Raw genomic sequence first — 21,201 nt, 5'->3', positions numbered from 1 at the left:
GGTTTTCAGGCCGGGTCTGCTGGAATGGGGAACTGCGGTGCACGCCATTCCAGCAGCTCGGCCAGGCGCTGAACGATCCAGACCGCTTCAAGCGCCGTGACGACCGAGCCCTCCGCAGCCAGGCCCGCATGCATGCCCAGCAGCACCTGCTCTTCGGAGGAGTTTCCCGAGTGATAGAGCGTCTGTGCCTGCTCGGTCAGATGGCTTGCCAGGTCTTCGCACAGCTCGTAGCGTGCGACGACCTCGGCAATCGGGGCGGACAGCTTGCCGCTGCGCGTGCGAAACAGCTCGGCAAAGCTGGGCGGCGGCTGAATCTGGCTGGTGTCGTCCATGGCTTAGCTCGGCTCGAACAGGCGCTCGAAACGCTCGATGTCCACGGCCAGCTCGCAGGTGATGAGCTGACCCGATTTGTTGTCGCGCTTGCGGTGGGCGGCAAACAGCGTGGCCTTGCCCTTGAAGTTGTAGTCGGGCAGGTGGATCAGCTCATAGGGATAGGGCACAAAGAGCTGGAACTCGAAAATCATCCGGTGCTCATTGCGCGGAGAGGGGTACAGCGTGTACTCTGGCAAATTGATGGTTTGTGTGGCCATGGCGCAATGCTAATGCGCCAGACATGCCCATGCTGGCCTGCGACAATGCAGGCATGACTGCAGCACGTGTATCCATTCAGACCCAGGACTTTGACCTCTCGGCCGAGATTGCCGCCCTGCGCGCCGGCGATGCACGCGTGGGCGCGGTCTGCAGCTTTGTCGGCACGGTGCGCGACTGCAACGAGGGCGATGCCGTCTCCAGCATGGAGCTTGAGCATTACCCCGGCATGACCGAGAAGTCGATCGAGGCCATCATCGACAAGGCCGTGACGCGCTTTGGTATCTATGGGGCGCGCGTGATTCACCGTATCGGCCTGCTGCAGCCCATGGACCAGATCGTGCTGGTGGCCGTGACCAGCGCCCACCGCGGCAAATCCTTCGAGGCCTGCGAATACATCATGGATTATCTGAAGTCCGAAGCGCCGTTCTGGAAAAAAGAGCAGACCGAGCAGGGCGCACGCTGGGTGGATGCTCGCATCAGTGACGAGCAGGCGCTGGCGCGCTGGACCCGTTAAGGCACTGTTCGGCTTGCCATGGGCGGGACGGAGCCCCGTTGTCGGGCGGCTCTCTCAATGCTGGTTCTTGCCTGGTGAGCAGGCTTGGATGGTGGCGGTTGCCTAACTGTGCTGGACGAAATTCTATGAATGAACGCCTTCGGTCTTTTATCTATCAAGCAGTAGCAGCTATGGTTTCTGATGGACTGTATCGCTCGTTTACGGGCGTGGAACCGGCTGATCCAGCTTGCCGAAGTCGGGTGCATTGTGGGCTTGCTCCTACACGGCGGTATGGCTGGGCGCGCCATGCTCGGGTGTGGCCTGCGTGCAGATGCACCGTTTGATCCTGCGCAAACAAGGTCGCGCTTGAAGCCGTCTTGCCGCTTTGTTGCGGGCTCTGGTCTTGAAAATACCCGCACGGCTATCAGATAAATCGCAATGACATTGATATGGAGCGAAAGCGACACACCATGCGAATTGACAAACTGACGACCAAATTCCAAGAAGCCTTGGCCGACGCGCAGTCTCTTGCGCTCGGTGCCGACCAATCCAGCATCGACCCCTTGCACCTTCTGGTGGCCATGCTGCGCCAGGATGACGGCCCGCGTGCGCTGCTGCAGCGCGCCGGCGGCAATGTGCAGCAACTCAAGAACCTGGCCGAGCAGGCCATGGCTGATCTGCCGCGCGTGCAGCAGCAAGGCGATGTGCAGGTAGGCTCCGAGCTGGCCCGCCTGCTGCAGGCGACCGAAAAAGAAGCGCTCAAGCGCGGCGACCAGTTCATCGCCAGTGAGTTGTTCCTGCTGGCGCTGGCTGACGCCGCAGGCTCGGCCACGCGTGCCGGGGCCTTGCTCAAGCAAAGCGGCGTGAGCAAATCCAGCCTGGAAGCCGCCATCAATGCGGTACGAGGAGGGCAGAACGTGGACAGTGCAGAAGCCGAAGGCCAGCGCGAAGCGCTGAAGAAATACACCATGGACCTGACCGAGCGCGCCCGCAGCGGCAAGCTTGATCCGGTGATCGGCCGCGACGACGAAATCCGCCGCGCCATCCAGGTGCTGCAGCGGCGCAGCAAGAACAACCCCGTGCTCATCGGCGAGCCCGGCGTGGGCAAGACCGCCATTGTCGAGGGCCTGGCCCAGCGCATCGTGGCCGGCGAAGTGCCCGAGAGTTTGCAGAACAAGCGCGTGCTGTCGCTGGACATGGCGGGCCTGCTGGCCGGTGCCAAATACCGAGGTGACTTTGAGGAACGCCTCAAATCCGTGCTCAAGGAGCTGGCCCAGGAAGAAGGGCGAGTCATCCTGTTCATCGACGAAATCCACACCATGGTGGGTGCCGGCAAGGCCGACGGCGCCATGGATGCGGGCAATATGCTCAAGCCCGCCCTGGCGCGCGGCGAGCTGCACTGCGTGGGTGCGACCACGCTGGACGAGTACCGCAAATACATCGAAAAGGATGCCGCGCTGGAGCGCCGTTTCCAGAAGGTGATCGTGGACGAGCCTTCGGTCGAAGACACCATCGCCATCCTGCGCGGTTTGCAGGTGAAGTATGAGGCGCACCACAACGTCGACATTACTGACCCCGCTATCGTTGCTGCAGCAGAGCTGAGCCATCGCTACATCACCGACCGCTTCCTGCCCGACAAGGCCATCGACCTGATCGACGAGGCTGCGGCCAAGATCAAGATCGAGATGGACTCCAAGCCCGAGGTGATGGACAAGCTCGAGCGCCGCATGATTCAGCTCAAGATCGAGCGTGAAGCCATGAAGCGCGAAAAGGACGAGGCTTCGCAAAAGCGTCTGCAGCTGATCGAGGAAGAGCTCGAAAGCCTGGAGCGCGAGTACGCCGACCTCGAGGAGATCTGGAAGGCCGAGAAGGCCAGTGCGCTGGGCTCCGAGCAAATCCGCAAGGAGGTGGATCAGCTGCGTATCCAGATCGAAGAGTTCAAGCGCAAGGGTGACTTCAACAAGGTGGCCGAGCTGCAGTACGGCAAACTGCCCGCGCTCGAAAAGCAGTTGCATGAAGCCCAGGCCAAGGAAAAAGGCCAGGACGGTGCGCCCGCCCACAAGCTGCTGCGCACACAGGTGGGGGCCGAGGAGATTGCCGAGGTGGTCAGCCGTGCCACGGGCATTCCCGTTGCCAAGATGATGCAGGGCGAGAAAGACAAGCTGTTGCACATGGAGGACAAGCTGCACGAGCGTGTGGTGGGCCAGGAAGAGGCGATTGCCGCCGTGGCCAATGCCATCCGTCGCTCGCGCTCGGGTCTGTCCGATCCCAACCGTCCCACGGGTTCCTTCCTGTTCCTGGGCCCCACGGGCGTGGGCAAGACCGAGCTGTGCAAGGCGCTGGCAGGGTTCCTCTTCGATAGCGAGGAGCATCTGGTGCGGGTTGACATGAGTGAGTTCATGGAAAAGCACTCTGTGGCACGATTGATCGGTGCGCCTCCCGGCTATGTGGGCTACGAAGAAGGCGGTTATCTGACCGAGGCCGTGCGTCGCAAACCCTATAGCGTGCTGCTGCTGGACGAGGTGGAAAAAGCCCACCCCGATGTCTTCAATGTGCTGCTGCAGGTGCTCGACGATGGCCGCCTGACCGATGGTCAGGGTCGTACGGTGGACTTCAAGAACACCGTGATCGTGATGACCAGCAATATCGGCTCGCATCTGATACAGGCCATGGTGGGCGAGGACGCCGATGATGTGAAGGACGCGGTCTGGGGGGAACTTAAAAACCATTTCCGACCCGAATTCTTGAACCGTATCGATGAAACCGTGGTCTTCCATGCACTGGATGCCAAGAACATCGAGGCGATTGCCAGAATTCAGCTGAAGTTGCTGGAAAGCCGTCTGCAGAAGATGGAGCTGAGCATTCAGGTGTCCGAGCAAGCCCTGGCCGAGCTGGCCAAGGTGGGCTTCGATCCCGTGTTCGGTGCCCGTCCGCTCAAGCGCGCCATCCAGCAGCGTATTGAAAACCCGCTGTCCAAGTTGTTACTCGAAGGAAAGTTCCCGCCCAAGAGTACGATAGCTGTGACAGTCGACCCGGTGAATGATCCCGGGGTGTTCCGGTTCGAGTCCGCAGGCACTGCCTGAGGCCCCGAACCCTAGAAAGAGGTATTGCTTTGAACGATTTCGCCGCCACTGCAACCCGTTGGGCCGTCCGCATCATGCTGATGCTGGTGGGCCTGGTGTTCTTCCTGTGCCTGATGGCCGTGGCCTGCCTCATCGCCCTGGCCTGGGGCGTGCGCGCCCTGTGGGCCAGACTCACGGGCCAGCCCGTGGTGCCCATGAGCATGGGTGCCATGAGCCCCTTTGCCGGCTGGCAGACGGTGTACCGATCGGGGGCCGAGTGGATGGCGCAATCGTCGGGCAATGCCGACGCCAGAATGGATGGGCGTGAAGCCCGCGGGCGTCGCGGCGTTCTGCCTGGTAGCGGCGATGTGACCGATGTGCAGCCGCGCGAGGTGCACGAGTCGTAATGACAAGCCCTTGCTCAGGCTTCATACTTTGGAGCCAGTGAGGCACAAAAGGCCGCAGGCTGGTTTCGCGGTCTACACACAAGAGCCTGTGCAGTGTTGCATCAGGCTCTTTTTTTACGCTGTGTTTACGCAGTCTCGCGGTATGGTCGGGACTGTGATCTTGGGATTTTCAGACAGGCATGAACTACATGGACTTGCACCGCATTTTTGACTTGCAGTACCAAGCCAGCCGCACGCAGGTCGATGTGCCTTTGCTGGTGCGCCGGGAGAGGCTGCTGCGTCTGCAGAAGCTGTTGGACCAGAATGGCCCGGCCTTGTGCGCGGCGGTGGAGCAGGACTTTGGTGTGCGCTCCGAGCGCTGGACCGAAATGCTGGATCTGATGCTGGTGCGAAACATGCTCAAGCACACGCTCAAGCATCTGCCCCGGTGGAGCAAGCGCCAGCGCGTGCGCACGCCGCTGATGCTGCAGCCCGGCAAGGCCTGGGTGGAGCGCCAGCCTCTGGGCGTGGTGGGCATCATCTCGCCTTGGAACTATCCGCTGCAGCTATCGTTGGCGCCAGCCATCACGGCGCTGGCGGCGGGCAATCGTGTGATGCTCAAGCCCAGCGAGCTGACGCCGCAGACTTCGGCAAAAATGGCCGAGCTGGTCGCCCAGTTCTTTGCGCCCGAAGAGTTCAGCGTGATCGAGGGCGATGTGGCCGTGGCCACGCAGTTCTCTGGCCTGCAGTTCGACCATCTGCTGTTCACCGGCTCCACGGCCGTGGGGCGGCGCGTGGCGCAGGCGGCAGCCGTGCACCTGACGCCCACCACGCTGGAGCTCGGGGGCAAGTCGCCCTGCATCATTGCGCAGGACTGCGATATGCAGGCCGCTGCGCTCAAGGTGGCCTACGGCAAGCTGGTCAATGCCGGGCAGACCTGCATCGCTCCCGACTATGTGCTGCTGCCGCGCGGCAAGGAGCAGGAGTTTGCCGAGGCCTATCAGGCGGCGGTGCAACAGCTGTACCCACGCATCTCGGGCAACCCGGACTACACAGCCATCATCAGCAAGCGCCATCTGGCACGACTCAAGCAGATGCTGCGCCAGGCGCAAAGCCTGGGAGCGCAGGTGCACTGGATGCATGAAGCGGCTGCCCCCGCTGCGGACGGTGACACCACGGCCTGGGGCGAGGCCGTGGAGCGGCAGTTCGCTCCGGCGTTGGTGTTCGGTGCCACGGGCGAAATGCAGTTGATGCAGGAAGAGATCTTCGGCCCCATCCTGCCCGTGATCTCCTACGAGCATATTGAAGATGTGATCAATGCCATCAACGCGAGCCCCCGTCCGCTGGCGCTGTACTGGTTTGGCAACGACGAGGCCGAGCGCGATGCGGTGTTGATGCGCACCGTCAGCGGAGGCGTCTGCGTGAACGACACCTTGCTGCATGTGGCGCACGAGAACTTGCCGTTCGGTGGTGTGGGCGACAGCGGCTGGGGTGCCTATCACGCAGAGCAGGGCTTTTTGCGCTTTGTGCACCAGAAGGCGGTTTTCGTGCAGTCGCGCTGGGCGGCGACTTCCTTGCTGTACCCACCGTTCGGGGACAAATTCGACCGTGTGATGGACCTGATACGACGCTGGCTCTGAAATTTCTTGGCCGTCGCACGGGGATTGAGCGCTTCGATGCTGTCCTGAGTGCTTGCCATTTTGTCATCAAATGTGACGCAAACCATTGATGGTTGCGGGCTTGCTGCTCTGCTTAGTGGAGCGCATAGCACATAGACTGCGCCATAGCAAGAAATTGCGAACAGCCGCAGTTGAGCAAATGGCTAACCATGGCGCCGCGTGCCAAAACTCTGAATCTGTAGACAATTACGCCCTTCTATTCTTACATGTTTCTGCCCCGGTTTTTCCATGTCTAGTATCCAGGTCCGTCCCGCTACTCTTCGCGATGCAAAAGCGATTGCCCAGATCCATACTGCTTCCGCACTGGAGGCTTATCGAGGTCTGGTTCCCGATGATCAACTGAAGGCCATGTCCTCGGTTGAAAAGCGCCAGGCTTACTGGCGCGAAGCTATTGAATACTGTGAGCCACAGGTCCAGGTCGCCATCGACGGCGACAAGATCGTTGGCTTTGTCGGCTTTGACCGTTCCCGTGATGAAAAGTCCCGCCAGACCACAGGCGAGATCTGGGCTATCTATGCAGCTCCCTCGCACTGGAGTCAAGGGGTTGGCGTTGCCCTGTGGGACGCCGCCCGAGATGGTCTGTTGGAGGAAGGCTGCACCAATGTGACAGCCTGGATTCCGCTGCGCAACGAGCGTGCCCTGCGTTTCCATGAAATGGCAGGCTTCAAGCGTGAAATGTCCACGGCCAAGACGGCTGTGATTGGCAGCATCAAGATTGAAGAAGTGCGCGTCAAGCGTCCTCTGAACGGCTGATTACAGCGTTCAGCACTCACTGAAAGACAGGCCGTGACGTCTCCTAACAGCAAGCTCGCGGCCTCGGTCTGCGCTCCCTCATCTGCTTTCGACCTGCTGCAATGGCAGGAGCAAGCTCAGGCTCATACGGCTTTGTGGCGCAGCGAAAGCAGCTTGCCCAAGCCCCGCCGCATCGAAGTTGCCGATGACACCATGCCCGCTGATACGGCGTTTCGCCATATCAGCGAAGGTGCGTCGCTGCTGTGGCGCGGTGATTTTCAAAATGCGCGTCAGCTGTTGCTGGCGCTGGGCCGCAGACTCGACAAGAAGTCGCGACGCAAGAGCCCGGCAAAGAGCCCTGCCGCATCAGGCTTTCCCCACGCTTTTCATCTGTACCGCCAGTCCCAGGCTCAGCGTGCACGTTTGCTGGCCAGCCTTCTGATCGAGCTGGATGTGCAATGGCATTGCGCCTTGCGCCGGGCTCCGGACTGGAGCCTGGCCTGCTCCGAGGCCTGGGGCGCAGTTCCGGCCGAAGCGCATGCGCAGTCCGTGCTGGTGCCGCTGCGCGATCTGCTGGGCGTGGTCGGCGCCCATGAGTGGCGCAAGAAGGGGGTGGAGATCCCTGCCCTGGATGGCGCCCGCATTCATGCGCACTACGGTGTTTTCTCGCCCGTGCGCGGTGAGTATCTCGATCTGGTGGCGCGTGCGAGCATTCCCGCTGCCGGTCTGGAGCAGGCCTGGGATATTGGTGTCGGCACGGGCGTGCTCTCGGCATTGCTGCTCAAGCGCGGCGTGAAGTCGGTGGTCGCCACCGATACCAGCGAGCGTGCGCTGGCCTGTGCCTGCGAGAATCTGCAGCGCCTGGGTCATGCTTCCCGGGTGCAGTTGCAGCATGCCGATCTGTTTGCACAAGGGCAGGCCGGCCTGATCGTCTGCAACCCGCCCTGGCTGCCGGGAAAAGCGGCATCGGTGCTCGATCAGGCGATTTACGACGAAGACAGCCGCATGCTGCGCGGTTTTCTGCAAGGGCTGGCGGCGCACCTGCTGCCGGGCGGCGAGGGCTGGCTCATCATCTCCGACCTGGCCGAGCATCTGAAGCTGCGCACGCGTGACGAGTTGCTGGGCTGGATTGAAGCGGCTGGCCTCAAGGTGCTGGGACGCGACGATATCCGCCCGCACCATGGCAAGGTACTGGACAGAGAAGACCCTCTGCACATTGCGCGCTCTGCCGAAGTGACCTCGCTTTGGCGTCTGGCCAACGCCGGCTGACAGCCAGGCTGCTAGGCCGTTGCGCCTTGCAGTTCCTGGCAGGGTGGATTGGCGGCTTCCCCATGCGCCAGCAGTGCCGCCAGCCTCTCGCGCAGCGAATGTGCGCGCTCTTCGCCCGCATATTCCTCTACCGCCACCAACAGGCTGATGCCTGCGCTGCGCAAGCTGTTCAGGTCTCTGGCCTCGCGCAGTTGGGTACGCAATGTCTGGGCCAGGGCTTCGTGGCGGTTGGCAAACAGGCGCTCGCACATATCGAATAAGTACATGCGCGTGCCCGCCATATTGATGGCCGGCACCGAGCTGGCGGCTTGCTCGGCTGGCGCCAGGGCTGGTATAGCCGGGCCGTCTCCAACCTTGGCGAGAGAGGTTGCTGGATGAGTGGCCATGCTGCGCTCTTTGGAGGCGCTGGTCGGCACCAGCTGAAGATATCCCTGCTCCACCAATTGCTGGGCCAGTGCGGCATGATCGCTGCCCAGCATGGCGGCAAGTTCCTCCATGCTCTTGCCGCCAGCCAGCAACAGCAGGGAGCGCGCGCGCTGCGGCAGCTGGCGCGATCCGGGCTGAAGTTCCTCCTGGGCCTTGGCGGTTTTCTGCAAAATCATGGCTGGTTCTGTCTGGCGCATTACAAGTGCGGATGCGCTATTGCATGAGCTGACGATGACACTGGTGTGAATCTGCGCCAATTCGCAGTGGATCGCCCTGTCATTGCTGCCCAAGCTTGCCAACTGCTTCTGAATTAATAGCTGCTGGCGTTTTCTGAATAAGCGCTGCAGGTCAATCTGACTTGAATCTGAAATGAGACTGCTGCTTGCGCCCATGGAAGGGCTGCTGGATTTTGTGTTGCGCGATGTGCTGACCCGGGTGGGCGGCGCGGATCGCTGCGTGTCCGAGTTCATTCGCATCAGCGGTTCGCTGCTGCCGGACAAGGTCTATCTGCGTACCATGCCCGAACTGCGCAACGGCAGCAGGACGCTGGCCGGCGTGCCGGTGCGGGCGCAACTGCTGGGCTCCGACCCCGTCAGCATGGCCGAGAACGCGGCCAATCTGGCGCGCCTGGGGCCCGAGGGCATCGATCTGAATTTCGGCTGCCCGGCCAAGGTGGTCAACCGCCATGGCGGCGGTGCATCGCTGCTGCAGGATCCCGAGCAGATCGTGCGCGTGGTGGACGCCGTGCGCAGTGCCGTACCCGCGCAGATGCCGGTGTCGGCCAAGATGCGCTTGGGCTTTAACGACCGCGCGTTGATGATCGAGTGCGCCCAGGCCATGGAGCAAGGCGGTGCCTGTGAGATCGTCGTCCATGCGCGTACCAAGCTGGACGGCTATCGTCCGCCGGCCTATTGGGAAGAGATTCCGCGCATCCGTGAGGCGGTGGGCGTGAATGTGGTGGCCAATGGCGAGATCTGGACTGTGGAAGAGGCCTTGCGCTGCCGCGAAGTATCGGGCTGCGAGGATCTGATGCTCGGGCGCGGCATTGTGGCCGACCCGGGTCTGGCCTTGGCCGTGCGCCGCGCCGTGGGGCAGGGCAGTGGCACGGCGGCCGCTGGTATTGACTGGCTGGCGCTGGTGCCCCAGGTGCAGCGTTTTTGGTATATGGTCTGCGAGGATCTGGAGCCGCGCCAGCGTGCGGGTCGCCTCAAGCAGTGGCTCAATCTCATGCGCAGGCGCTTTCCGGAGGCCGAGCTGGCTTATCAGGAAGTGCGTACCCAGACCGATCAACGCGCCATCAGCGACTGGGTGCAGGCGCTGCCGCTGCGGGACCTGCAGCAGGAATGGGCTTGGCCGCAAACCACGCCTAAAGCAGACTGTCCGGAGCCAGAGGCCCGAGCAGCTGCAGCATGAGGCGTAGTCCAAGGCTGGCATCGGGCTCCGAGTAGGAGTCCCTGAGCCCGCTGTCCAGGGGGGCGCGCCAGACCAGCTTCCCCTTGGGGTCCAGATCCACCCGCCAGCTGTTTTCGGGCAGGCTTTCGTCGATGCTGTCGCCGGCCAGCTGGCTGAAGCGGCGGCTGGCGATCAGTACGGCGATCTCGGTGTTCTGCAGTTGTGAGCGCATGTCCAGATTCATGGAGCCCACGGCGACCAGGCGTCCGTCTATGACCAGCAGCTTGGTGTGCAGCATGGCCCGCGAAGCCCCGGCACTGCCCCCGCTGGAGCCTGTGGTGCCTGCGCGCAATGCCGAGCGTACGTTGGCCGCTTCGCTGCGCATTTCATGCAGCTCGATGCCCATCTCCAGCAGCGCCTTGCGGTGGCGCGCATAGCCGGCATGGGCCAGCGGCGCATCGTTGGAAGCCAGGGAGTTGGTCAGCACCCGGATGCGCACGCCCTTGCTGCGCGCGGCGCGAAAGGCGTCCATGATCTCCGTCCCCGGGACAAAGTAGGGTGACACCACCAGCAGGTCCTGCCTGGCGGAGCGGATCAGAGCCAGCAGACCATCGACCACCGATTCGGCATTCAGAGCCGGCGTGGCCGAGGGGGGCGGGCTGTAGGCGTCGTTGGCCTTGAGCACAGCTGACTCGGCGTGCTCGCTGGCGGCCGATCGTTCCGCACCTTCGGCGGGGATCTTGGTCGGGCTGTCCGCCAGCACCATGGCCTGGGCCCAGATCCAAGGGATCTGGTTCAGGTTCATGGACCCGCCTTCGGACTCCGGTTCGGCGATGCCGGTGTCCGGGGCTGGCGCGGCTTCGGTTTTGGCGTCTTCCTGGTCAAACTGGGTCTTGAGCTTGAGCAGGTCCGGCTCGCTGATCAGCGACTGCACGGGGTAGGCACGCACATTGTTCCAGTAGCGGTCGAAGCTGCGCGACAAATCCTTGACGACGGGGCCGCCGGCCAGAACATCGAGATCGACAAAATTGCCCACATTGGAGGCATCAAAGTAGGCATCGCCCAGGTTGCGTCCGCCAATCACGGCCAAGGTGTTGTCGGCCACGAACAGCTTGTTGTGCATGCGCTGCTGGGCGCGCTGAAAGTCGGTCAGCAGCGTCCAGGCCCGGCCGATGGTGGAGGCGCGCGAGCCGGCCAGCGGATTGAACATGCGCATCTCCACATTGGGCACAAAAGCCAGGCGCATGACCTGCGCATCGGGCCCCGTGCTGTGGAAGTCGTCCAGAAGCACGCGCACGCGCACGCCGCGCCGGGCCGCCTGCACGACCGCGCGCAGCAGTCTCCCGGTGCTTTGATCGGCATGGATGGCGTAGTACTGCAGATCCAGCGTCTTCTGTGCGTTCTCCACGAGCGCCATGCGGCTGCTAAGGGCATGCCTGGGGCCGGAGAGCAAGGCAAAAGCCGAGGCATCTGGCTTTGCCCGGGCCGGGCGAGCCTGAGAGACGAGCAGGCCCAGCTCGGTGCCTTGGGGCTGGCTCAGTGCGGTGCTGACGGGGCGCTCCACGTCCTTGGGTAGCGATGCCGCGCAACCCGTGAGCAGCAACGCGATAAAAGCGCCGGCAAGCAGTGCCAGACACTTTGGCCGCCGCAACGGCTGCAGTCGTGACGATGTGGGGATAAAAGCCGTCATTGCTGCTTTGTAACCCATGATGACCGAGTGCACATGTCGGACACAGGCTGCGCTAGAACTGCTCTCGGCCCTGGACTCTGGCAACAATGCGCAGGTCCGGTCCCAGGCGGGCGACATCGTGGAACTGCAGTGGCAGACCTTGGTCCAGGCTGTCGAGCGGGCCGAAGTTGGCAATGCCCATAGCACCCGTGCCCAGCAGCCTGGGGGCTTGATAGAAGAGAAACTCATCGACCAGACCTTCGCGAATCAGTGAGCCGTTGAGTTTGAAGCCTGCTTCCACATGCAGCTCATTCGTGCCGCGCTGTGCCAGATCGCGCAACATGGCTGCCAGATCGACCTTGCCCGCTGCATTCGGCATAGCAATAACCATAGCGCCTAGCGCTTGCAGTTGCTCGATCTTGGATTGATTTGTACTGCAAGTGTATACAAAGCATGCGCTAGGTGCTTTCAAAACATGAGCATCCAGTGGCATATCCAGCTTGCTGTCCACCACGGCAATGCGCGGCTGGCGTGGCGTGTCTACATCCCGCACATTCATGCGCGGATTGTCTTCAAGCACCGTGCCTATTCCGGTCAAGATCGTGCAGGCGCGGGCACGCCAGGCATGTCCGTCGGCGCGCGCTGCCGCCGAGGTGATCCACTGGCTTTGACCATTGTGCAAGGCCGTGACGCCGTCCAGCGAGCTGGCGGCCTTCATGCGCACCCAGGGCGTGCCGCGAATCATGCGGCTGAAAAAGCCGATATTGAGTTCGCGTGATTCAGCTCCGCCGGGGCCTATCTCCACATCGACACCCGCGGCGCGCAGCCGCTCGAAGCCCTGGCCGGCCACCTGCGGATTGGGATCCGTCAGTGCACCCACCACCTTGCCTATGCCGGCTGCGATCAAGGCGTCGCAGCAGGGGCCGGTGCGGCCGTGGTGCGAGCAGGGCTCCAGCGTCACATAGGCCGTGGCCCCACGCACATCGTTGCCTTTGGAAGCCGCGTCGCGCAGAGCCATCACCTCGGCGTGCGGGCCACCGGCCTGCTGGGTAAAGCCCTGGCCGATGATGCGACTCGAGGCATCGACGATCACGCAGCCAACACGCGGATTGGGTGAGGAAAGAAAAAGCGCCTGAGCAGCCTGCTCAAGCGCTTTGTTCATGAAGTGGGCAGAGGGTGTCATGCCCAGGATGGTAATGCAGAGGCGTCGGGCTTACTTGCCCCAGCAATCTGTGTCGTAACCAGATTCCCCGGACTTTTTACCATTGGCTCCATGCAAGCCTGTATTGCTCAGGGTGTAGGTGCCGCATTTGTCACTGGCTTGTGGGCCGGGAGACTTTGGGGCAGCACTCAAAATAAATGCCAGTTGAGTGTCCTTGTTACCATCTTTATTGAGGCTGATGGTGTAACGCTTGTTTGTGTCGCTGGCCCAGGTTAGCGTATCTGGTATAGCACTTGGGTAGACGCCTGTTGCCGTTGCTGCGCGCTCCATCCATTGCTGCGCTTGCAACAGTCCTGTCCGAGCATCAGCTCTATGGCCGCGGCGCACATATTCCGTATAACTCGGGTAGGCGATGGCGCCGAGAATGCCAATGACAGCAACCACGATCATCAGCTCAATCAAAGTAAAGCCCTGTTGATCGGTGCGAATTCGATAAGTCATGGTTTCCCTTCTTATTTGATTTGGCGCCAGCTAGGGCGTGTTGATTGTTCGGGCATGCGTGCCAATGTGTCGCGCGGTCCACCGCCGCCAGTGAGGTCGGTAATACGATCGCGCTTTGTAATCAGCAGTGGTGTACCGGTCTTGACTGCTACACGTGCAATGTTCATGTCCGAACTGTTGTAGAAGCCGTCGTTATTGGTGTCCACGAGCTGAATGGTGGGACGCTTGCCATCCATGATATTGATAAGTGTGCGCCATTGAGCTCCGGCACTGGTGTCCACTTTGACAGGTACACAACTCTCGTTGATGTTGTCGCTCTCGGCATTCTTGGTGCCAGAGGGCGACTCACTATAAACTGCCAAAATATTGCTGCCATCAAAGAACTGCATGGGTTTGAGCAGGCGCTCACCAGCGGCTGGTAGGTCTAGATACCACCCCTTATAGCTTTTCCAGGTTGCAGCGGTCAGCTCCTGATTGGCAGTTACGGTTGCGTCATCATTGGTAGCCCCGGTGGGCACAGTAATGCTTTGCTGTGCAAGCAGCTTCCCTGTGCTGTTCATGGTGCCAACAGGCGCAGGTGTTGGGATGCATGCTGGGTTTGTAGTGCAGTCGCCTGAGCCTGGGTGAACCTCCAAGGCGGTTTTGTCCGTATTCATTCGATAGCGTGTGTTGTCCAGGACTGAATACAGTGTTTGGACGTTCTGCGTGATGTCGGTGCGGCGGTCATTTGCCGTGAGGTTCCGGCCTGTACCGAATGCAACCATCATGCCTCCCAAGGGAATACTTTTAGCATCTGTTCCTGAGCCTATAGTCATACTTCGGTCATTGGCTCGCACAATTGGCGGAGCCGTAATCGGTTGCACTTGGTCGCGAGTGGTGCTTGTCAGTGTGGCAGGGCCGCGTGCGGCGAACAGAGGCTTGTCATAGCCATAGGCTACGGCCCAGTTGCTGTCGACGGTGCTAGTCAGATCAAATTTCCAGAGATTGCCCAAATTGTCGCCAGCATAGACGACGTCGGTCTTGCCATTGCCATCAAGGTCCACCAATGCGGGCGATGCCAATCCGTTGTCGCTGGCATTGCCTGTGCCGGTCGTGGCAGTGGTGGCTTGAATGCGTTTAAGAGCCCTGTCGCCGTCCAGATATTGCACCAGCAGCACGGGACGTTGATTGGTGCTGTTATAGCCATTGCCCATTAGCACTGCCCAACGCCCATTGTTCAGGCGCGTGATTTGCGTTGCTTCTTGCAGGCTGGCGGGGTTGCGTCCAGGCCGGGCGGTGATATTGCCGATATCGCCATCTTCGGTTACTGTGGCGGCGCAATCTTGCTGTGCAGTTCCGGTTAGCGCGCTACAGGTGGGGGCTGCCTCGCTATTGCTGCGGGTGCGATCTTTTATGACTGCTGCTGCGGTGAAACTGCTTGGATTGGTTACGTCCAATAGAAAATAACCTTTGCCTCCCGCTCCCAGTGAGCCGACGAGCATTGTCTTCCAGTTATCACCATCCTTGATGTCTCCGGTCATTGGTGAACCATCGACGTAATACTGATGTAGATAGTCCTTATCTGTCAGCTTCTTGAGTCCGCCTACGACGCCACGGGGTACATAGGCCAGCAATTCACTGCCATTGGTGGCTGAGAAGCCGTGCAGCATACCGTCGTTGCCGCCAACATACAGAACAGGGTTGCGGTCTTTCTGCTCAGTCACAAAGGCCGAATAGCCCATGGAATAGTTGCTGATCGGGCCACCGGTGTACCAGATTTCAGAGTTCACAATGTCTCCCTGCCGACTTGCGCGTACACGCAGGGGTTTGGCATCCGTGGTGCCTTCGAGTGAGCGGTCACCTCGGATGTAGTTGACGATGTTTTGTCCCAGGACTCTATCGGCATCCGTCAGAGCACCTGCGGCAGTGCTGCCGATCAGCGTCTTAATTTGGGTCGTGCTGTAGCCTATCGGGCTAGCTGTTGTGGACCATTTGAAAGGAATGCCTGCATTGCTTTCGTCGCTCCAGCTTAGCACCAGTCGACCATCGGGTTGGCCATTCGTTGGCTGCAGAGCATCTAACCTCTCTGCCGTGCTTTTGCCGTCCCAGCCGGAAACTACATCGGGAAAGCGGATGCAGGTCTTTTCTGGATCGTCTTTAGTGGGGCAGGCGTATGTTTCTGGCTCAAGTGCGCGAGTGGCGGTGATATAGCCGCTCCAGCCATCCTTGGGGCTATAGGCTGAGGCATAGATACCGGCATTATTCTGTGAAACGTTGTAGCCGCTGGTGCTGCCACCGCCAGCAATTTTGTCGGGAAGTGGGGCGCTTTCGTCGTTGATCTTGCCAATGATTTCGCGAAATGCTTTGGCTAGGTCTTCTGCTTCTGTCACTGCATAGAAGCGCCCTCGTCCATTAATGGCTGCATGCCATAAGTCTAGTGCACGGTCCGAATTTGAGTCGGACTTGTGATGTGCGCTTGAGAGTAGGTCTGGCCAAGTCACCCAGCCAGTGATTAAGTCAATGAATCCATCTGTATATCCAAATGGAACTTTGTTGCTGGGGGCAATGATATCGGGACTCAGGTTCCAGGAGACTGCTTGTTCGCTGAAACCAATTGTGTAAGTGACCATATGAGGCCACGTAGCAGGGTTGTATGCAGGATTCCAATATTTGTTTAAATTGACAGATCTTGTCTCTTGTCGTGTCCCAACTTGAATTTGTTCGGTGCCTGTTTGTTTGGTTTCATATTTTGTACATTGATTCCACCGGTTCCATTGAGTGCAAACTTCTCCATATACAGGGCGCGTTTCGAAAATACCTACATTCTTTGTGGCTGAAAAATTTTGAGTGGCGCTCGCTTCTGTATAGATTTGCGAGGGCTTGAGTTTGTCAGAGTCTTTAAGCTTTGTAGGGTCTTGGAGTGGATTCATCCAGCTTTTAAAGGCCCAGTCAGCGGCCATGTTGGAGTATGCGTCATAATAGATCTTTGTCTGATCTGATGACGTATCATATGCTTGGCGACCATTGAGTGCAGGCCAATTTTGACCATCTTGATCCCCTCCTGAGGTTGTTCCGTTCCAAACACCATCAGTCATCATGATATGGTAATTTCGACGGCATCCTAAATACTCAGTGCTTTTACTTCCTGTTCCGCCGGGGTCACTGGACCAAGGGCTATTTCTGCCCAAAGGTCTTCGCATATAGGAATCGGCTTGACTAAACATCTTGTGTGAAGGTGTTCCATTATTAGCTTTCAAGCTATTTACGAAGCTAAGGAAGTTGTCTCTATGCTGGGTGCTAGTGCTTATTTTTGCATCAATGGGGCGCATCGAATTAGTGTTCATTGAGGTTGAATCAACACTATCTGCGGTGCTATTTTTTGACCCGCCATTATCATGCATTGCTTGCCAAGCAATGCGTATTTTATTGTCTGGAATAAGTTCTTTGTCGTTAAATACTGCTTTTAGAGCATATTTGAGGACATTGATGCGCTTTGCATTGCTTTTCCATTTGCCGTCGCTGTCAGGTTCTGTATATCCAGGACCAGTAGTGCTTGGACCATCTTGCGTGGTTTTCACGCCCCAGTCCATACTTCCAGAGTCGTCAATTGAGATAATTACATTGGGTGCGACGAAAGCGGACTTTGATGTGGGAAGAGGGGGTTCTTGTACTAAATTTATTGACCAAGTTGCCGTGGGTGTGAGTATTGCTCCAATGGCAATGGCAAGTAGTCTCTTCTGAAATGGAAAAACTGTAATTTGGGACATGGGTGCTTCAATTTTGTTGAATATGAAATAGAAGAAAATTATTGATCTCTTTTTTGAAGAAGAACCGTTAAAATCTCTGACTGATGGTTGTGCTCAGTCCTTCATGCGCTGGCGAGCGTAAGTTTCCTGCAATACAACGGTAGTTCCATCTTTTCGTCCTTTTGCCAAGGCTGTAATTCTGTAAATTACATATACATCAAGATTAAGAGGTAGTTGGCTGGTGCTTGAATCTGTAATTAAATTCGCAGTTTTGGCAGCATCGCTGTAGCGCATGACCTCAATCCAATACCAACCACCTTTACCATCGGCGGTTTCCGCGAGTATCGGGTTTAACTGGCCGTTGTCTGTCTTATGAGCGGCACCTGTAAACTGGCCATAACGTGCCCCAACGGGTGTCATTGCCGAAAGAGGTACTTCGCCAAGACTTGCATCTGCCGCAGGTGATATAGAAGTTTCTGGTGTCGCGAAATTCCAGAAATCCTGTCGGCCCACACGTCTTGCGCAAAGGGCATCTTTGCATCTTGTGGCTTCAGCTTCCAGTTTTGTAATCAAGGGGTTGATTTCTTGAGAATCCCCCGGAAACTGCAATGCGGAGCTGTAGGTGCGACATGGTGGTGCACTGCATGCTGTGCCACTGGAGGTTTCTCCGCGAATATCCAGTTCAGCATCCTGCAGTAGTGCTTGAGCTGCTTCAAAGGCTCGTTGGTAATCTGCATCATTGCCAACAATCATTTCGCCAAATAAAGAGGTGCGTGATGCCCACAGTGCCAAGAGCATTGAGAGCATGACAAAAATAATCACCAAAAATAATGCGATTCCTTGTTGCCCATTCTTATTTGTGAATTGAATTTGTGGTTGCACGCGGTTTGGTCGCAGTGGGGTGTTGTGAGATTGCATAAATCAGAGCAAGCCTTGGCTACGTAGCTGAAAGGTATTGCGAAAAAGCAAGTGGATGCGACTCTTGCGAGCGCCGGTGAGCTCGGTGAGGTCTTTGCTTTGGCCATCGCACTGCGTGTAACTTCTCGTTGCTTTGGGGAGGTCTTTGAGGTCTATAAGTTCATTACCATAAAGAACAAAGCAAATCTCTACACCTTGAACTTGACGCCACTTTGGATCAGTATTTTCTGTGGGCATGTCTGCTGCTTTTACACGCTGAATGCTGGAGCCAGTACCTGAGGCAACAGTTTGAACAAGGTAAGAGACTTGAAACTCAGCAACATTCTGTGCAATTGGTTGTGCATTGCTACTATTGCCTGCGCAGCGAAGGTTGCCCTCGGAAAATGTGAAAATGCTTTCTACACGTTCATCTGTGCTTTCATTTCCTGGGGCTCCTAAACAATTTCGAGCCAGAAAATCTGTGTTGCTTCCGGATTTGCTGGAGAAGAAGACATTATCTTGATATCGTCTGAATCCGGTGGTTAGCGTGTCAGCTCCTCCGATTAGAGTATTTGATTGATCGAAGCTATTTCCTTTGTCATCTTTGGATTTTGCTTTGATTTCAAAAACTACGGCGCTGAGCGCATCATTTGCTGAGGATGAAGCGGAACTTGGGTTGGGGTTCAAATACAGAGAGCCGGCTTGGCGCAGTTGCGAGGCTAATATGCGAATAATATGAGCGCCTTGCTGCTGAATTCCAATTACATCGCTGACAGTGCCTGAAACACCGCGCGATACCATTAGCGCGCCGGCTGCAACTGCTACTACCAGCAATCCAATAACTAGACCCACTAGCATTTCTAGTAGAGTTACACCTCGTTGTTGAATTGGGGTATGGCGTCTATATTTGCTCGAATAGTGGAGTGGTTTCGGACGCAGTTTGATGTGTTTCGTTATTTTCATGAGCAATAGACGGTGGGGTTGGAGCTATCGCCATATGGTGCGCAGCGTGCAGAGACGGAGATATATTGCAGATGGCATATGAAGTTTTCAGGACAGGTGTTATCATCGCCGCCTGCATTTTCAAACTTTCCATCAGCGCTTTTTATTTTGCTGGCATCAATGATGTCGGTCTTGGTGCCCTCTGGTTCATTTTCACGCCAAGCAATAATAACGCCCAGTTGGCGACGATTACCATCAGATGCGCTTTCTCCAGGGGCCAGAAAAATCTGAGCTTGCCCTAATGGAAGTGTTTGCTGGAGCGTCGTTTTCCAGATCTTTAAGTCAAAACTGGCTTGTTTGCTGGGGAGGCATGCTGCTGTTGAGCAGTCAGCGCTGGCGTAGTCGGCAGCTTTTTTTGTAAAGGTGGATGTGTAATCTCCAATGCTTAGGAGAGCATTGGGGTTGACCTTCATCCGTTCGCTTAGATCTTCAATTAGCCTAATGGCCTGGGTGCGGCGCATGCTGGTCTGCGTGTCTGTCAGTGTGCGCATCTGGACGCCCAAAATGCCGAGAATGCCAAGTGCAACAACAACAATGGCAATCAAGGACTCAAGCAGAGTAATTCCAAGCTGTTTTTTTGCGCGGATGGTATGGGTTAGACGCATGGGATGTCTTTTTGATTAATGATGCGAATGCGACCGCCCGCAGCAAGGCATATGCCCTTGGCTGCAGGAGACGTAATTCCAGTTTTTTTCGGAGAGATATAAAAGCTGAAAAGGTTGGCGCCATTGGCTTGACCCCAACGGTTCAGGCTAATAGTGGCGCCGGATGGGTTTTTAGTGACCAGAATATTTTTGGGAGTTTCGAAGCGCTGAATTTCCTCGCCCGCATTCCAACGTTTGTTGGCATTGGCATCAACAAAGACTACCCAGCCGCAATCCCAGTCTTGAGTGGTTCCATCCGTTACACATCCGGCGGTGGTTTTTGGAAGCTTTTCCAGATAGACCTTGCCACCACGTTTGATAGCTTCGGATCTGGCAAGCATTAAGCTGGATTTCATTGCCTCAGTCACTTGATATACGCGCCATTGATCAAATAGGGGGTTGAAGCTGGGGATCGCAATTGCAGTCAAGACAGCCAGGACTGCCATGGTCATCAGCATTTCAATGGACGTGAGTCCACGAGATGAAAATTGCCTTTGGCAACTGCTGCTGGTAGAGCAAGACACGCGAACTCCATTTCAAGAATCACGATCTATCTAGCCGGGCTGCATTGCTGTTCCCCTGTGGGTTTTCTCAGGTGCAGGCGAGGGTGCTTGAATTCATGCGCTTGATGCGGCCGCTGCCACTCACGCAAAGCGAGCTGGCACTGGCTTCTGCGTTGCTGCTATCCAAAGGCGTCAGGCGGAAAGCGAAAAAAGATACGCTGTCGCTTGTAAGCTGACCCCAGCGATCGACCTGAACTGGCTTGGTCAGGCTTCCGCTGTCCTGTCCGGTGCTGCTATCAAGACTTGTAAGCTTGACTTTAATGCGGCGAGGAGGCGGTGTTTGCTGAAGAATTTCTTCGCCGCTGTCTTTGACGCCGTTGCTGTTTTTGTCGACAAATACGAGCCATCCGCAATTCCATACATCCGTGTCAGTGTCGGAAATCGTGCATCCGTCGGTACTGGTGTTTCGGAGGATGGTAACCCCCCCTCCGCGTTTGACCGCCTCTGACCGCGCAAAGTACAGCGTGGACTGCAACTCTTCCGAAATCTGGCGCACTCGCCAGCGTTCAATGATTGGATTGAAGCTGGGCGCGGCAATGCCGGCCAAAATGGCCAGAATGGCAACCGTGACCATGAGTTCAATGGCTGTGAAGCCTTTGGAAAAATGGCGACGAATGAGGGGCGAATTGGGCATGCTGGCATATTACGTTTCGTTGCATGCCGAATGCTTTGTGACTGGATGAGTGGTCTTGCTGGGGAGATCGGTGGTTGTTTTCAGCGGCGGCGGCCGGAAGGTGGGTAGGCATACCCGGCGCATGCCCCGGAGTTGGGTCTTCCCTGGCATTCCCGATACAGCCGTCTCTCGCGTTCGGCCGTGGTTTCTTCCGAGCTGCTCCGGGTGGTCTGGATCTTGACCTTGCTGCTTTGCTTCTTGGTTGCTTTGTGCTTGCGTTGGCCTGTATTGGCTGCGAGTGCTGGCTGATCTGCGAGAGCGAAGACCATGAGGGCCGCTGTGCAGAGGCTGGCAAACGAATGGCGTCTAGGAAAGCTGGTCATTGCAGATCCCTG

At 57.8% G+C, this 21,201-nt stretch carries 19 protein-coding genes; 7 read left to right on the top strand and 12 right to left on the bottom strand.

Going from position 1 to position 21,201, the window contains the following annotated elements:
- Positions 1-5: 5 nt before the first annotated feature.
- Positions 6-332, bottom strand: coding sequence for a hypothetical protein (locus QYQ99_RS06650; RefSeq protein ID WP_302091949.1), 327 nt, complete (start codon positions 330-332; stop codon positions 6-8).
- A 3-nt stretch (positions 333-335) separates the two neighbouring features.
- The gene (locus QYQ99_RS06645; protein WP_003057869.1) at positions 336-590 is read right to left on the bottom strand and encodes a hypothetical protein; all 255 of its coding nucleotides are present in this window, start codon (positions 588-590) and stop codon (positions 336-338) included.
- 53 nt (positions 591-643) lie between these two features.
- Between QYQ99_RS06645 and QYQ99_RS06640 the strand changes: the two genes are divergently transcribed.
- The 6 genes from QYQ99_RS06640 (at position 644) to QYQ99_RS06615 (ending at position 8,212) form a co-directional block, all read left to right on the top strand.
- Positions 644-1,105 (top strand): molybdenum cofactor biosynthesis protein MoaE, encoded by a 462-nt coding sequence (locus QYQ99_RS06640; RefSeq protein WP_302091948.1) that lies wholly within the window; start codon positions 644-646, stop codon positions 1,103-1,105.
- A 449-nt stretch (positions 1,106-1,554) separates the two neighbouring features.
- On the top strand, positions 1,555-4,167 hold the full coding sequence (clpB, locus tag QYQ99_RS06635; RefSeq protein WP_302091947.1) for an ATP-dependent chaperone ClpB: 2,613 nt from the start codon (positions 1,555-1,557) through the stop codon (positions 4,165-4,167).
- Between the two features lie 29 nt (positions 4,168-4,196).
- Positions 4,197-4,553, top strand: coding sequence for a hypothetical protein (locus QYQ99_RS06630; protein WP_302091946.1), 357 nt, complete (start codon positions 4,197-4,199; stop codon positions 4,551-4,553).
- A 179-nt stretch (positions 4,554-4,732) separates the two neighbouring features.
- The gene (locus QYQ99_RS06625; protein WP_302091945.1) at positions 4,733-6,172 is read left to right on the top strand and encodes a coniferyl aldehyde dehydrogenase; all 1,440 of its coding nucleotides are present in this window, start codon (positions 4,733-4,735) and stop codon (positions 6,170-6,172) included.
- A gap of 267 nt (positions 6,173-6,439) precedes the next feature.
- Positions 6,440-6,964, top strand: a complete 525-nt coding sequence (locus QYQ99_RS06620) for a GNAT family N-acetyltransferase (protein WP_218242760.1) — start codon at positions 6,440-6,442, stop codon at positions 6,962-6,964.
- 33 nt (positions 6,965-6,997) lie between these two features.
- A complete protein-coding gene (locus QYQ99_RS06615) occupies positions 6,998-8,212 on the top strand; it encodes a class I SAM-dependent methyltransferase (protein WP_302091944.1) in 1,215 nt (404 codons plus the stop codon).
- A gap of 11 nt (positions 8,213-8,223) precedes the next feature.
- Here QYQ99_RS06615 and QYQ99_RS06610 read toward each other — a convergent pair whose 3' ends face one another.
- Positions 8,224-8,835 (bottom strand): hypothetical protein, encoded by a 612-nt coding sequence (locus QYQ99_RS06610; protein WP_302091943.1) that lies wholly within the window; start codon positions 8,833-8,835, stop codon positions 8,224-8,226.
- Positions 8,836-9,007: 172 nt separating this feature from the next.
- Between QYQ99_RS06610 and QYQ99_RS06605 the strand changes: the two genes are divergently transcribed.
- On the top strand, positions 9,008-10,051 hold the full coding sequence (locus tag QYQ99_RS06605) for a tRNA dihydrouridine synthase (RefSeq protein WP_302091942.1): 1,044 nt from the start codon (positions 9,008-9,010) through the stop codon (positions 10,049-10,051).
- Here the strand turns inward: QYQ99_RS06605 and QYQ99_RS06600 are convergent.
- From QYQ99_RS06600 to QYQ99_RS06560, 9 genes are all read right to left on the bottom strand, one after another.
- A complete protein-coding gene (locus tag QYQ99_RS06600; protein ID WP_302091941.1) occupies positions 10,005-11,720 on the bottom strand; it encodes a phospholipase D-like domain-containing protein in 1,716 nt (571 codons plus the stop codon). The two genes, QYQ99_RS06605 and QYQ99_RS06600, sit on opposite strands and share 47 nt — an antisense overlap.
- A 52-nt stretch (positions 11,721-11,772) precedes the next feature.
- Positions 11,773-12,882: a bifunctional diaminohydroxyphosphoribosylaminopyrimidine deaminase/5-amino-6-(5-phosphoribosylamino)uracil reductase RibD gene (gene ribD, locus QYQ99_RS06595; RefSeq protein ID WP_302091940.1), complete on the bottom strand. Its 1,110-nt coding sequence runs from the start codon at positions 12,880-12,882 to the stop codon at positions 11,773-11,775.
- Positions 12,883-12,912: 30 nt separating this feature from the next.
- The gene (locus QYQ99_RS06590; RefSeq protein ID WP_302091939.1) at positions 12,913-13,362 is read right to left on the bottom strand and encodes a type IV pilin protein; all 450 of its coding nucleotides are present in this window, start codon (positions 13,360-13,362) and stop codon (positions 12,913-12,915) included.
- An 11-nt stretch (positions 13,363-13,373) separates the two neighbouring features.
- Positions 13,374-16,919 (bottom strand): pilus assembly protein, encoded by a 3,546-nt coding sequence (locus QYQ99_RS06585; protein WP_302091938.1) that lies wholly within the window; start codon positions 16,917-16,919, stop codon positions 13,374-13,376.
- Between the two features lie 282 nt (positions 16,920-17,201).
- The gene (locus QYQ99_RS06580) at positions 17,202-17,894 is read right to left on the bottom strand and encodes a pilus assembly PilX family protein (RefSeq protein ID WP_437439076.1); all 693 of its coding nucleotides are present in this window, start codon (positions 17,892-17,894) and stop codon (positions 17,202-17,204) included.
- Between the two features lie 114 nt (positions 17,895-18,008).
- On the bottom strand, positions 18,009-18,947 hold the full coding sequence (locus tag QYQ99_RS06575) for a PilW family protein (protein ID WP_302091936.1): 939 nt from the start codon (positions 18,945-18,947) through the stop codon (positions 18,009-18,011).
- Positions 18,944-19,591: a type IV pilus modification protein PilV gene (pilV, locus tag QYQ99_RS06570; RefSeq protein ID WP_302091935.1), complete on the bottom strand. Its 648-nt coding sequence runs from the start codon at positions 19,589-19,591 to the stop codon at positions 18,944-18,946. The genes QYQ99_RS06575 and pilV overlap by 4 nt, the downstream gene beginning before the upstream one ends.
- Complete coding sequence (locus QYQ99_RS06565) at positions 19,582-20,082, bottom strand: GspH/FimT family pseudopilin (protein ID WP_302091934.1); 501 nt, start codon at positions 20,080-20,082, stop codon at positions 19,582-19,584. Before QYQ99_RS06565 ends, pilV begins: the two co-directional genes overlap by 10 nt.
- 139 nt (positions 20,083-20,221) lie before the next feature.
- A complete protein-coding gene (locus QYQ99_RS06560; protein WP_302091933.1) occupies positions 20,222-20,827 on the bottom strand; it encodes a GspH/FimT family pseudopilin in 606 nt (201 codons plus the stop codon).
- Positions 20,828-21,201 lie beyond the last annotated feature (374 nt).

The sequence above is a fragment of the Comamonas testosteroni genome (assembly GCF_030505195.1).
In the GTDB taxonomy this organism is placed as follows: Bacteria; Pseudomonadota; Gammaproteobacteria; order Burkholderiales; family Burkholderiaceae_C; genus Comamonas; species Comamonas testosteroni_G.
The sequence above is the reverse complement of the archived record's forward strand: the minus strand, read 5'-3'. Positions and strand labels throughout refer to the sequence as shown.